Origin of the sequence: Micromonospora taraxaci (assembly GCF_007830095.1) — a bacterium.
Taxonomy (GTDB): Bacteria; Actinomycetota; Actinomycetes; order Mycobacteriales; family Micromonosporaceae; genus Micromonospora; species Micromonospora taraxaci.
Genome location: NZ_VIWZ01000001.1, coordinates 469,033 through 481,693 on the forward strand (window position 1 = coordinate 469,033; position 12,661 = coordinate 481,693).

Below are 12,661 nucleotides of genomic sequence, written 5' to 3' on the forward strand. Positions count from 1 at the left end.
TGCCCACTCCCCCGGGATCAGCGGCTGCTCGAGAACCTGGCGGCGTCGAAGTTGGCGGTCCCCGCCGCCGACGACGCGTTGTCGGCCATCTCGGTGTCACCCTGACCGAACGCGGAATCCATTCCGCCCTGACCGCCGAGAATCGCACCCAACGCAGAATTCAACGCAGCGGTGATCGAATCAGCGTTAGCCTTGAACGAGTCGAAAGCCACCCGTCCCGCACCGTTGAAGTTGCCCTGCAACGGCTCGGCAGCGGCAATCAACTGCTTGATCAGACTCCCGAGATCATCTGACGACCCCTGAGTCTGCTTCGTGAGGCTGCCGAGAGTCTGCGCCCCCATGTCGAACTTCATGCCGCTCCCTCCCCGAGCCGGGATGAATAACGTTCGCGGTCAATGCTACGACACCTCTGCAACCCAGGCGGGTATGCACCGGGGACGATAGATCAATTTGGCGGTTGCTCAAGTCCCAGAAATGACAGCGCCCAATGGGGAGGCGCGCCCTGACCTACTCGCTCGGTGTGCCGCTGACGCAGGTGAGCACGCGGCCCTTGCCGCGAACGACGCTCGACCTGGTTGTCGCGAAGCCGTGAGCTTGGAGCAGCGACTCGGTAGCGGTGAGATTCGCGGTGGCGTGTGCGGCGCTGGGCCGCTCGCCGAAGACGTAGAGCTGCCCACCGGGCGCGAGCAGGCTCCGCACCCGGTCGACGTGCTGGGTCGCGTCGCCCAACCAGAAAAGACTGACGTTCACCGCGAAAATCGTGGTGAAGCGGTGGGCGGCGAGGTCGGCCGACTCGAATCCGGCACATCGGATCTCGGCCCTACCTGCGTCGATGTGGCGCTTGTTCCGTTCGACGGCGAGTCGCACCATCGTCGCCGAGCGATCGACGGCGATGATCCGGCCGGTCCTGAGCTGGTCGGCGATCAGGGAGACGGCTGCTCCTCGACCGCAGCCGATCTCCAACACCTGATCGTCGGGTGCGACGGCCATCGTCTGGACCGCCCAGCGTTGTCGGTGCGCTGCGCTCTCTCGCACCGGTTCCTCCAACGAGGGGGCATCGTCACCGCTGGTGGAAGCCGGACGGCGGTTCGGCAGAGCGTGCGTCCCATCCTCACTCGTGGTGTTTGCTCTGCTCACGCATCTGATTCCACCCTGCCGGACGGTTCCGCGCACCGTGTCCTCGGTCACCGGTGGCGGGATAACGCCGTTCAGTGCGCGGGCACCGGTGCGATGTCCGGAAGATCGTCCGCCAGGGCCGGGACGTGCTTCGAAGCGCCGGCGTTCACCATGACCGCCGACACCAGAGCTGCCGCGACCACGAACCCGACGGCGACCCAGTAGGCGACCGAGTAGCCGTGCATGAGCGACTCGTTCCGGGCCCCGGGGCCACCGTGCGAGACCAGGTAGGTGGCGGCCGAACTGGTCGCGATGGTGTTCAGCAGTGCCGTGCCGATCGAGCCGCCGACCTGCTGCGAGGAGCTGATCATCGCGGAGGCGACACCGGCGTCCCGTGGCTCGACACCGTGGGTGGAGATGCTCATCGCGGGCATGAACGCGGTGCCGATGCCGAGCCCGATCACCGCTTCGGCGAACGCGATCTCCAGGAAGCCGCTGTCCGCGCGGAGCAGGGCGAGCAACACGAGGCCGACCGCGGTGACGAGGTAACCACCGACCATGATCGGCCGAGGGGCCATCCGGTGCGCGAGTCTTGCACCGATCTGCGTGGCTCCGACCGCCTGCGGCACCGCCATCGGCATGAAGGCCAGACCAGCCATGACTGGCGACCATCCCTTGACCTGCTGGAAGTAGTAGCTCAGCAGGAGGAACATCCCGAACATGCTGACGATGGCAAGACCAACCGAGAGGTACGCGGCGGCGCGGTTGCGTTCGGTCAGGACGCGCAGCGGCAGCAGCGGAGACGTGACCCGGGTCTGCACCACGACGAAGGTCGCCAGCAGCAGCACGCCAGCGGTGAACGACCCGATCGTCACGCCCGCCGACCAACCGTGGCTCTCGGCGACACCGAATCCGTAGACCAGGCCGACGAGCCCGAGGCTTGCCAGCAGGACGCCGGGGATGTCGAGACGGGCGCGGTGCCGCTCGCTGTCGTCGTGGACGGTGCGACTGGCGCCGAGGATCCCGATGACCGCGATCGGAACGAGCACGAACATCGCGAAACGCCAGTTCAGATATTGAGTGAGCAGGCCGCCGACGATCAGGCCGACCGCCCCACCGGCGATCGAGACCGCGCTGAACACGCCGAACGCCTTCGCGCGTTCCCTCGGTTGGGTGAAGGACAGGGAGAGCAACGAGAGTGCGGCTGGCGCGAGCAGGGCCGCGAACACGCCTTGCAGCGCTCGGGCGGTCAACAGCATCGCGGCGTTGGCGGCCAAACCGCCGATGGCCGAGGCGATGGCGAAACCGCCAAGTGCGATCAGGAAGATGCGCTTGCGCCCGACCATGTCGCCGATCCGGCCACCGACCAGCAGCAGGCCGCCGAAGGCCAGACCGTACGCGGTGACCACCCACTGCCTGCTCCCGTCCGTGAAGTGCAACGCCTGCTGGGCGGAGGGAAGCGCGATGTTCATGACGGCGCCGTCGAGCACCACCATCAGTTGGGCGATGGAGATGAACAGCAGGGCTCTCCATCGCTGCGACTGTGAAGCGGCGTGACGTGTAGGCATGACTGTCCCTTAGGAGTTATTTGAAGGTATTCGAACGACGCACCAAAGCTAACTATTTTATGGAACGATCACCAAAGAATGTGCCTGTGGTTACAGCCGCACGGCGGTCGGCACGGGCTCGGGTGTCGACGGTGTCGGCCGGTTTAGCCGGATTCTAGAAGGCCTGACTCCGGCCTTGTGAGGACTGTTACTTTGTCGACCGTTCCAGAAATGACTAGCGTTCCCTCGCGAAGCCCTGCGGACTGCCGGGGCTCAACACATCGAGTGAAGGCGAAGCGGAATGTCCGGACGGTTGGATTCGAAGGTGCTGGTCGTGACCGGCGGTACGCAGGGCATGGGCCTGGCGTTCGCGCAGCGGGCGGCCAAAGAGGGTGCCCACGTCGTCATCGGCGCCCGGGACAAGGACCGGGGCGAGGAGGCGGCCGCGCAGATCAGGAGCGCGGGCAGCAGCGCCCTGTTCGTGCCGACCGACGTGACGGTCGAGGAGGAGATGGCGCGGCTCGTCGGCACCGCGGTGTCGGAGTTCGGGCGGTTGGACGGCGCGTTCAACAACGCCGGCGGCGGCCCGATGGCCAGCGTTCGCGCGACCGAGAGCGAGGACTGGCACCTGTCGCTCGCCCTCAACCTGACGAGCGTGTTCTACGGCCTCAAGTACGAGCTGCCGGCAATCATCGCCTCCGGCGGTGGCGCGATCGTCAACAACGCCTCCGTCTCCGGCGTGAAGGGTGACGGGACCCAGGCCGCCTACAACGCGGCGAAGCACGGCGTCATCGGGCTGACCCGCTCGGCGGCCCACGATGTGGCGCGCTCCGGTGTACGGGTCAACGCCCTGGTCACCGGCCTGATCGACACGCCGCTCTGGCAGGGCGTCGTCAACCAGGCCCCGGAGATTGCTGAGCGCTACCTGTCGGCGCAGCCGACCGGGCGGGCCGGCACCTCCGACGAGGTCGCCGCGCTCACCACGTTCCTGCTCAGCGACGAGGCCACCTTCATCAGCGGTGCGTCCATCGCCATCGACGGTGCCCTCACCGCTTGAGGCGCCGAAGGTCGCTCCGGGGCAGTGGCTCGAGCGGCCACCGCCCCGGACCAGGCAGTGCGTCAGACGATCCGGTAGGCCCGCTGGATCGTCTGCGTGACCGTGTTGCCGGCGGTGTCGGTGGCGGTCAGCCGCAGCGACACGAATCCGGCCCGTCGCGGGTGGCTGATCAACGCGAGGTTCCGGAGCACCGGCAACGCGACCCACGTACGGCCGTCGTCGAACGACGCGGACACCCCGAGCGTGCGGTTGGCCGCCGCCTTCGAGTCAGCCTGCCGGTCCAGCGTCACCGGAATCGTCATGATCCGGCCCGCCCGGGCCGTGTTGGTGTCGTCGAGCACGGGCATCGGCCGGACCGTCGTCAGTGGCAGCCGCTGTGGCGACGCCGTGTACGCCGAGGTGAAGGTCCAGGCCACCGAGACCGACGTCGACAGGGTGTCCGGGGCGCCCCGGGTGGTGGTCGCCTCGAGACGGTAGGCGGCCTTGGCGGCGGGGACAGCGAACTCCGCCCACGGGCTGTCCGAGGTGCCGATCTCCTTACCGTCGAGCAGCAGGCGGATCTGCATCGGCCGGTCGTCGCGGCTCGCCGGGCGGCCCATGGCGTCGCCGAACAGGGGCAGCGCCGCGACCGAGATGGTGTCACCGTCGCGGCCGGCGTACCCCAGGGGTGCGAGGGCCGGGGCCTGGGCCACGGTGGGGCCGAAGGGCGCCGCGTTCCAGGTCTGGGTGTACGACCTCCCCGCCTTGAAGGTCGACTCCTGGAGGGTGCTGTTGTCCCCCTCGACGAGTGTGGACGTCCAGGTGATGCCGCCGTCGGTGTTGTAGTACTCGGTGCCGTGGAACGGCAGGTCCACCGGGGTGCTCGAACCGATCGGGCCGGAGCCGCCGGGTGCCGAGGCGCGGTGGAACCGGGTGGCCGTCGTCGTGGTGGACTGGCTGCGGTAGGTCGTCCGGACGGTGGCGAGGTTCTTCGGTGACAGCTTCCTGGCCAGGCCCGTGAACATGTCGCCCCGGCGGACGTACGCCAGGTCGTAGGTGTAGGGACTGTTCCGGAAGGTGCCGTCCCGGCCCGGCCGGGCGAGCCCGACGCCCAGTGTGGCGGTGAACTCGGGTGCGGTGACGGCCGGCCCGATCCGGCCGAAGAAGACGTCCGCGAAGGACGCCCCGCTGAGTTGCACGCCCGGATAGCGGAAGCCGTCGTCCCAGTTGGCGCTCACGTTGATCGCGGTGGCTGCGGCGTCGCGCTCGGGCACGGTCACCGCTACCGGCTTGGCGCTCCGGGCGTCGACCGCCTCGGTGACCGGACCACGGACGTCCAGCACCGGCTGGACGAGCATCGTCGAGACGTCACCCTCGTGGATGGTGCTGTACAGCGCGTAGCGGCCCTTGGGAAGCCGGAGGGTGCCGCCACCCGGGGTTGCGGCGAGGGTGCTGAACTCTCCGGTGGTCAGGTTCGCCGCCACCGTCGTGTACTCCGTGGCGGGCTTGCCGTTCCGGCCGGTGTGGTCGAGTCGTACGTCGTAGCTCTCGATCTCTCGGTTGAGCACGAAGGGCGTCCGTACCCGCAGGTCATTGGTGCCGGTCGCGGTCAGCGCCCCCTGGTAGACGCCGTCCGGGGCGTCCACCCGGGTGTCCACGGTGATCGTCGCCTCGGCGCGGCCACCGGCCGGCACCACGAGCGTGGCCGGGCTGACGGTGAGCATGCCGGCCGGAGCGGGGGCGACGGCCAGGGTCAACGTGACCGGGACGCTTCCCGTGTTGCGGTAGCCGACGACCTGGGTGAGCGGGGTGTCGTCGGCGTGCGGCCAGCGTTGGACCGGGAAATCGATGGCGGCGACGTCGGCGGCGACCGGCTGGGCGACAGCCCGCGCGATGTCGACCCGGCCGGCGCCCTGCTCGTAGATGGTGTCCTCGCCGGTCGGCTTGGCCGAGTCCATGAGGGCGGCCTTGAGCTGTGGGCCGGTCCAGTCCGCGTGCTGCCCGGCGAGGATGGCGGCGGTGCCGGCCACGTGCGGGGTCGCCATCGACGTACCCGACATGGTGGCGTAGTCGCCGCCCGGGGCGGCGGCCACGATATCGACGCCGGGCGCGCTGATCTCGGGCTTGATGTGGTTGTCACCGACGCGCGGACCCCGGCTGGAGAAGTAGGCCCGCTGGTCGTCGGCGTCGACGGCGGCGACGGCGAGGGCGTCGTCGGCAGAGGCCGGCGAAGAGATGGACTTCGGCTTGCCCTCGTTGCCGGCCGCCACCACGAAGAGGGTGCCGTGGCGGTGGCTCAGTTCCTGGACCGCGGTCTCCAGCGGGTCGAGACCGGGTGCGTCGGTGCCGCCCACGCTCAGGTTGACCACCCGTGCCTGCGGCGCGAGCCACTGCATGCCGGTGATGATGTCCGAGTCCTGGCATTCCGTGGTGGCGCAGACCTTGCCGACCAGCAGCTTCGCTCCCGGTGCCACACCTCGGTACCTGCCGCCGGACGCGGCACCACTGCCGACGATCGTCGACGCCACGTGGGTGCCGTGGCCGACCGCGTCGCTCGCGTCGTTCCCGCCGGTGAAGTCCCGGACCTCGGTGAGGTGCCCGGCGAAGTCGGGGTGGTCGGCGTCGATCCCGGTGTCCAGCACGCCGACGGTGACGCCGGTTCCGTCGAATCCTGCCTGCCAGGCAGTCGGTGCGCCGATCTGCGGCACGCTGCGATCGAGGGAGACCCTGCGCTTGCCGTCCAGCCAGATGTGCGTGACCCCGGTGGCGAGGGTGCGCGCCGACGCCGTACCGCGGGTGAGCGAGGTCCAGAGCGTGACCCGGTCGTCGCGGTCCGCCCGGACCGCGAGCGCGTGCGCGGCCGGCAAATCGGCCCGCACCCGCCCGTCACCCTCGGCGGTGGCGGTCCGCGCCTGCGCCGGCCTGTTCTCGGGGTACGCGACCAGCAGCGGCAATTCGGCTGCCCGGTCGTCGTAGCCGAATTCGCCGAGCGTGGTGAGGTCGAACAGCCGCCGGTCGAGCCGTCCGTCGCGCAGCAGTGGCATCGCGTCCACCGGGACGACGTACTGGTGGCCGTCCTCCCGGCTGCTCACGAAACGCATGCCGGCCCGCCCTGGCCCCCGCTGGATCTCCGGGTGGCCTGCCGCGTCCAGCGACACCCGGTCGCCGGTGATCAGGGTGAACGTCCCGGAAGTGCCGGAGACCGCAGCGGTCGGCTGCTCCTGCGCGCTCGCCGGTTGGGCCGTCAGGCCCGCCGTGACCAGCACGGTCGCGAGTACGCCGGCTGTCAGGGCGCGTCGTTGCCGTCGTCGCACATCGTCCTCTCCGCCACGGGCCTCTCCCGGGGCGGCACGATGACGTCTGGCCCGGTCGTCAGGTTGATCACTGCGGTATGACGCTGGTCACAAAATTCCCCCGCGCTGCTCGGGCCGGTCCACCCCGGCGGGTTGCATGCGGGCGGTGACCAGGGGACGAGGCGCGGGAGGGCACCGGTCGGATGCGTGATGCCGAGGAGTTCGACGCCCTCTACGCGGCCTGCGCGGGTCGGGTCGTCGGTCACGTGTACGCGCTGACCGGCAACCGTGCCGAGGCGGAGGACGCTGTCGCGGAGGCGTTCATGCGCGCCTGGCAGCGTTGGCGGACGGTTCGGGAGACGGACAGCCCGGAGGCCTGGGTCCGCCGGGTGGCCTCACGGATCGCGGTGAGCAGTTGGCGTAAGGCGTTCAACCGGGTACGCGCCCATCGTCGGGCTGCCGTCGACCAGGGTGTGCCGGGTCTGAGTGAGGACCACGTCGCGCTGTTGCAGGCGCTCCAGCGGTTGAGCGCCAACGAGCGCCGGGCCGTCGTGCTGCACCACCTCAACGACCTCAGCGTCGCAGAGGTGGCAGCGGAGATGCAGGCGCCGGTCGGGACGGTGAAGACGTACCTCGCCCGTGGGAGGAGAGCGATGGCCGGGCTGCTGGCCGACGAGCACCAGGAGGAGACCTCCCATGGCTGATCCGCGCGACGACCTCGCGGCGATCGCCGACGAGGTCCGGCGAGTCGCCACGCTGCCAGGGGCCCAGACGTTGCGCCGTCGAAGCGATCAGCGCCGGCGACGCCGGGTAACCGTCGGCACCGTGGGCCTGGCCATCGTGGCTGTCGCCGCTGGCACCGCCCTGGTGCGGGCGCGTGCCGACGTCGAGCCGCCGGTCGGCGGTCCGGCGAGTCAGGCCCCACCGTCTGTGGTTCCGTCCGCGACCGCCTCGGCCGGACCACAGGAGATCCTCGCCGGTGAGCGTCAGGTCCGCATCGTGGTGCCGGGCATGAACGGCGCCGCGTTGGCGATCAGCGTTGGCACCGACCAGGTGCGGGCCATCAGCGAGCCGGGCGTCGACGACGCGGTTCGGTGGGTGCTCCGCCCGCAGGGGGACAGGTACCGGATCGTGCTGGCCGCACCGTCCGGCGGCGGTGAGGTCTGCATGACAGTCATGCACGACGCCGCGCCGGGGAGCGTACGCGGCCGGGCGTGCGACGCGGCGGCCTCGACGCAGCTCTTCCGGATCGACCAGGTCGCCGACGGGAGTTACTCGATCTTCCAGGGCAAGCGCTACGTCCAGGTGGTCGACGGCACCAATGCTCTGGTCCCCGACCTGCCCGAGGGCCTGACCACCACGTACGAGTTCGAGGACCGAGGGCCGAGGTAGGCCGCTTCCGCCCGTTCAGAGCCAGACCACGATCCCGGTCAGGTCGTTGAGAACGGCGGCCACGCCCGCCCGGACGGCGGCGGCGCACCTTTCTCCGGTGAACGAGGCCGGGTCGTAGGTCGACGACGCCCCGAGCCCTTCGCCACGGAACGACGCGCCGTCCCAGTCGACGGCTGTGACGTTGTGGGTGGGCTCGGCCAGTTCCGCGCCCACCACCAGGAACTTCTCGTCGAGGTGGCTCGGGGTTACCAGCGCGAGGGGGTCGATGAGGTCGTTGCCAGCGCTGACGATGAGGTCCGGACCCATCTCCATGGCCTTGGCGATGCGGGAAACGGCGTCGTGTGCGTTGCCGACGACGATCGTCCGGAGGTCGACGTGCTCGTCGTCCGCCCACTCCTTGACGGCCGTCACGAGGGCCTTGGTCGGGGCGTCGTCGCCGGCAGTCAACAGCACCACCCGGTAGTCCTTCGGCGGGTGGACGCCGTCCCAGGAGCCCGGCTGTGGAGTGATGGTCGCCTCCGGAGCGGGCTTCGTGGAGGGGTCGACGAACCCGGGGCCGAGAGTGCCGATGGCGCTGGGCGCCGGACGCGGCTGGGACCAGTCGTCGCCGGAACTGCAGGCGGTGACCAGCGCGGCGGTCGCGGCCAACATGGCAACGGCCCGAAGCGGGGGGCGCAAGGTGATCGTCCTCCGGATGGTGGCGGGGGGGTGCGCGTACTTTCTCGTATTCCTATCGCAATTCCGGCCGACGGCAATCTGCGGGTGCCGGTTCGGGGATTTTGTTTTCCGGTGGTTCGTCGGCGCGCGGGTTGGTGTTCACCCACGGCATGCAGCGTGCACTGGCCAACCGAGGGAGTCGCATGTTGGGCCGCGTCCGCCGCACCGTTATCGTCACCGCTGTCGGGATCGCCGCAGCGGTGATCCCGTTTTTGGGCGCTCACGCGGCGTCCGCGCACGGTTTCTCGTCGACTGTGTACACAAAAATCACAGCGGGAGACGAGGGTCACATTCGCACGACGGTCGAACTTGAATACGACCTCCTCGTCGTGTCCGCCGCCGATTCCGGTGGCGACGATCCGCTCTTCCAGGCGGGAACCGCCGCATTCGAGGCGGGTGACTCCAGCGCCCAGGCCGCAGCCCTGAAGAGCCACGCGTCGACGGTCCTCGGGTATGTCTCCGACCGCTTCTCGGTCACGTCGGGGAGTACGGCGTGCCGGCCGACCCAGGTGGGCGACGCGACGATCGGTGAGCGCGACGGCGTGCCGTACGCCGGTCTGCTGCTGGACTGGACCTGCGCGCAGCGGGTCGACGAGCACGAGGTCCGCAGCGACCTCTTCCCGGATGGCGAGGGCTACGTCAAGGGCACCAAGACGATCGTCACCTATGAGATCGACGGCCGTACGGGTAGCGCGGCGCTCGACGCGGCCCACCCCTCCTTCTCGACCGGGCAGGCGTGGTACGACCGGTTCGGGGAGTTCTTCCTGCTGGGCGCCGAGCATCTGCTGTCCGGGATCGACCACATCCTGTTCCTGCTGGCGCTCATCGCCGGGTCGCGGCGGCTTCGCGAGATCGTGCTCGCCGCCACCAGCTTCACCCTGGCGCACTCGGTGACGTTCATGCTGGCCGCCCTCGGACTGGTCGAGGTGCCGGCGACGATCGTGGAGCCGGTGATCGCGTTGTCCATCGCCGTCGTCGCAGGTTGGCACCTGTGGGGGATCTGGCGGCGGGGCACCCACGCGGCCGACCTGGAGACGCCCGGGCACGGGCACTTCAGCTTGGATCGGGCCGGCTGGATCCGCCTCGGCGTGGTGTTCTGCTTCGGTCTCGTGCACGGGCTGGGCTTCGCCGGCGCGCTGGGCATCGACGAGGCGTGGTCGTGGACCCTGCTGTGGTCGTTGTTGGTGTTCAACGTCGGCATCGAAGTTGTGCAGTTGAGCATTATCGCGATCGTCTTCCCGCTGTTGCTCGTGCTGCGTCGCCGTGCGCCGAAAGCCGGTATCTGGGCGACCGGAGCTGTTTCGGGGGCGGTGTCCATCATGGGGCTCATCTGGTTTGTGCAGCGCATTTCCGGGTCCTGAGTAAGGCTAAGTAGTTCGTGAAGTGCAGTCTTTCGCAAGATCACGTTCATGATCGGTTCATCGGGCGGCGAAAGCGTGGATCCGCTTCCCCAGTGTCGGGTGAAGAAACATCCATTTCTCTATTTGAAAAGGGAACAATGTCGATGACATTGAGCACCTCGACACGGGCCTCCGGGCTCGTGCGGCGGCGCCTGGTCGCCGGAGTCGTCGCCGGCTTCCTGGGAATGGGAGCGGCCCTCGGCAGTGGCCTGACGGCCACCGCGAGTGCGGCCGAGTCCACCACGATCAGCAGCGTGATCCTCGGCGTCGGCGCCAACGAGACCCAGCGCATCGTGACCTGGTACTCCTCCGCCGACACCGCGCAGAAGATCCAGCTCGCCCCGACCGCCGAGATCGTCAACGGCGAGTTCCCGGCCGGTGCCGTGAGCTTCGACGCCGTCGGCGCGGCGAACACCTCCACCACCGGGTTCAACCGGCACGCCACGATCAGCAACCTGCGCGAGAAGACGGCGTACTCGTACCGGGTCGGCGCCGAGGGCAGCTGGTCCCCGACGTACGCCTTCAAGACGCAGGACTTCGAGGGCGACTACGACTTCCTGTTCTTCGGCGACCCCCAGATCGGCTCCTCCGGTGACCGGCTGAAGGACCAGGCCGGCTGGGAGGACACCCTGAAGGTCGCGACCGCGGCCAATCCGAACGCGGAGCTGCTGGTCTCCGGCGGCGACCACGTCGAGTCCGCCAACGACGAGGGTCAGTGGACCTCGTTCATGGCGCCCGACCAGCTGCGTCAGTACCCCGTCGTCGCCACCATCGGTAACCACGACGTCGGCGGCAAGTCCTACGAGCAGCACCACTTCACCCCGAACACCGACCGCACGGCCCCGTACTACGACAACGGGAACCCGGCGGGCACCAAGTCCGGTGGCGACTACTGGTTCGTCTACAAGGACGTGCTGTTCATCGACATCAACAGCAACAGCTACAAGCTGCCGACCGACGGCAGCAACGCCGGTGACGCCGCGCACGTCGCGTACATCACCGACGTGGTCAACAAGCACGGCTCCGAGGCCAAGTGGAAGGTGCTGGTCTACCACCACTCCATCTACTCGCCGGCCAGCCACGCGACCGACACCGACAACAAGCAGCGGCGGGAAGACTTCACCACGGCCTTCTCGAACCTCGGCATCGACATGGTGCTGCAGGGCCACGACCACAGCTACTCGCGCAGCTACTCCATCAAGAACGGCCAGAAGGAGAACCCGGCCGAGAAGCCGGGTGCCGCCGACGTGTTCCCCGGCCCGGGTGGCGTCATCTACGTGACCGCCAACTCGGCCTCCGGCTCGAAGTACTACGACATCAAGAAGCCGGACACCACCGGCACCGGCATCCGTGGCAACGGCCCGGACCCGCTGGACCCGAACAAGTACTGGTACAACTCCGTGCAGAACCAGGAGCACGTCCGCAGCTACGTCAAGGTGCAGGTGCGCGGCGACAAGCTGGTCCTGGCCAACATCCGCAGCGGCACCTGCGCGGCGCCGAACGCGTCGGTCGAGAACGGCCTCTCCTGCGTCAACACCCCCGAGGGTCAGCCGGTCGGTTCGATCGTCGACAACGTGACGGTGCACCCGTTCAACGGTGACGGCCAGTCCATCCAGGTGAACGTGCCGAACCCGGCTCCGGGCGAGTTCGGTTGGACGATCGACGGCTACAACGGCCTGGTGGACCTGGGTACCGCGCAGGAGCGCAACGGCACCTACTTCCAGGCGAACGGCAAGATCAACCCGATCCTCGTGTCGGACAGCCGCCGCTCGCTCGCCCCGTGGTCGATCTCGGCCAACGTCGGTGACTTCCAGGACGCCGAGAAGACCTTCTCGGGCTCCTACCTGGGCTGGACCCCGTACGTGCTGGACGCCGGAGCGGGTGCCGAGGCCGGCGCGCCGATCCTGTCGTCCTACGACGACCAGGGCAAGGGCCTCTCGGTCTCCAGCGCCCTCGGTGCGGCGGCCCAGGGTCACCCCCGGGGCGGCGCCAAGCTCGGCGCTGACCTGGACCTGAAGATCCCGGACAGCATCGCGAAGGGCAGCTACCGCACCACCCTCACGATCACTGCGCTGAGCAGCTGACCGGACCGCTCCATTCGGCGGGGTAGGCACCTTCGGGGGCCTACCCCGCCACCCATTTGCACTCCTCCCAAGATCA

Annotated in this window: 10 protein-coding genes; 5 read left to right on the forward strand and 5 right to left on the reverse strand. The window is 69.0% G+C overall.

Features of this window, described 5'->3' with window-relative positions:
- Positions 1-17: 17 nt before the first annotated feature.
- From FHU34_RS02320 to FHU34_RS02330, 3 genes are all read right to left on the reverse strand, one after another.
- Positions 18-353, reverse strand: coding sequence for a hypothetical protein (locus FHU34_RS02320; protein WP_145778478.1), 336 nt, complete (start codon positions 351-353; stop codon positions 18-20).
- Positions 354-507: 154 nt separating this feature from the next.
- Positions 508-1,035: a class I SAM-dependent methyltransferase gene (locus FHU34_RS02325; RefSeq protein WP_145778479.1), complete on the reverse strand. Its 528-nt coding sequence runs from the start codon at positions 1,033-1,035 to the stop codon at positions 508-510.
- 173 nt (positions 1,036-1,208) lie between these two features.
- Positions 1,209-2,684 carry an MFS transporter gene (locus tag FHU34_RS02330; RefSeq protein WP_145778480.1) on the reverse strand — a complete coding sequence of 492 codons (1,476 nt, stop codon included), beginning with the start codon at positions 2,682-2,684 and terminating at the stop codon, positions 1,209-1,211.
- Between the two features lie 280 nt (positions 2,685-2,964).
- Between FHU34_RS02330 and FHU34_RS02335 the strand changes: the two genes are divergently transcribed.
- On the forward strand, positions 2,965-3,720 hold the full coding sequence (locus FHU34_RS02335) for an SDR family NAD(P)-dependent oxidoreductase (protein ID WP_145778481.1): 756 nt from the start codon (positions 2,965-2,967) through the stop codon (positions 3,718-3,720).
- A 62-nt stretch (positions 3,721-3,782) separates the two neighbouring features.
- Here FHU34_RS02335 and FHU34_RS02340 read toward each other — a convergent pair whose 3' ends face one another.
- Positions 3,783-7,013 (reverse strand): S8 family peptidase, encoded by a 3,231-nt coding sequence (locus FHU34_RS02340; protein WP_145778482.1) that lies wholly within the window; start codon positions 7,011-7,013, stop codon positions 3,783-3,785.
- Positions 7,014-7,195: 182 nt separating this feature from the next.
- On the opposite strand from FHU34_RS02340, the gene FHU34_RS02345 reads away from it, so the two are divergent.
- Both FHU34_RS02345 and FHU34_RS02350 read left to right on the forward strand, forming a co-directional pair.
- Positions 7,196-7,696: a sigma-70 family RNA polymerase sigma factor gene (locus tag FHU34_RS02345; RefSeq protein ID WP_145778483.1), complete on the forward strand. Its 501-nt coding sequence runs from the start codon at positions 7,196-7,198 to the stop codon at positions 7,694-7,696.
- The gene (locus tag FHU34_RS02350) at positions 7,689-8,384 is read left to right on the forward strand and encodes an RICIN domain-containing protein (RefSeq protein ID WP_145778484.1); all 696 of its coding nucleotides are present in this window, start codon (positions 7,689-7,691) and stop codon (positions 8,382-8,384) included. The genes FHU34_RS02345 and FHU34_RS02350 overlap by 8 nt, the downstream gene beginning before the upstream one ends.
- A gap of 15 nt (positions 8,385-8,399) precedes the next feature.
- Here FHU34_RS02350 and FHU34_RS02355 read toward each other — a convergent pair whose 3' ends face one another.
- Entirely contained in the window at positions 8,400-9,062 is a 663-nt protein-coding gene (locus FHU34_RS02355) for a type 1 periplasmic-binding domain-containing protein (RefSeq protein ID WP_145778485.1), read from the reverse strand.
- A gap of 368 nt (positions 9,063-9,430) precedes the next feature.
- Here FHU34_RS02355 and FHU34_RS02360 point away from each other — a divergent pair, with 368 nt between their 5' ends.
- Both FHU34_RS02360 and FHU34_RS02365 read left to right on the forward strand, forming a co-directional pair.
- Complete coding sequence (locus FHU34_RS02360; RefSeq protein WP_244311523.1) at positions 9,431-10,462, forward strand: HupE/UreJ family protein; 1,032 nt, start codon at positions 9,431-9,433, stop codon at positions 10,460-10,462.
- A gap of 143 nt (positions 10,463-10,605) precedes the next feature.
- The gene (locus tag FHU34_RS02365; protein ID WP_145778487.1) at positions 10,606-12,585 is read left to right on the forward strand and encodes a purple acid phosphatase family protein; all 1,980 of its coding nucleotides are present in this window, start codon (positions 10,606-10,608) and stop codon (positions 12,583-12,585) included.
- Positions 12,586-12,661 lie beyond the last annotated feature (76 nt).